The organism is Pedococcus sp. P1_H8, from assembly GCF_056405175.1.
In genome coordinates this window covers 1-355 of record NZ_JBFUCP010000495.1, presented here as the reverse complement: position 1 = coordinate 355, position 355 = coordinate 1, and the positions used below count along the sequence as shown (strand labels likewise).

1 pseudogene is annotated in these 355 nt (G+C 69.0%); it reads left to right on the top strand.

Features of this window, described 5'->3' with window-relative positions:
- Positions 1 to 261 (top strand): annotated as a pseudogene (locus tag AC1DYG_RS21020) (ABC transporter); the annotation flags it as partial.
- Positions 262 to 355 lie beyond the last annotated feature (94 nt).

Below are 355 nucleotides of genomic sequence, written 5' to 3'. Positions count from 1 at the left end.
CAGTTCGCCGACCGTGCCCAGTTCGACCCCGCCGCGGGTGCCCTGCCCGGTGCGGTCACCGACGACGCCACCCTGACCGTCGAGGTACCCACCGACGGCAGCGTCGCCTCCCTCAAGGAGCTGCTGGATCGAATCGACTCCCCCGACCTCGCGGTCGAGAGGTTCGCCCTGCACACACCCGACCTCGACGACGTCTTCTTCGCCCTCACCGGCGCACCGCGCGTGCCCGGCCCCACCTCGACGAAAGCGGCGGCCCGATGAGCACCCACACCGATCGTGAACTCACCTATGTCGTGGCCGATTCGACGGTGATGCTGCGACGCAACCTCAAACACGTCCTGCGCAGCCCGGACAC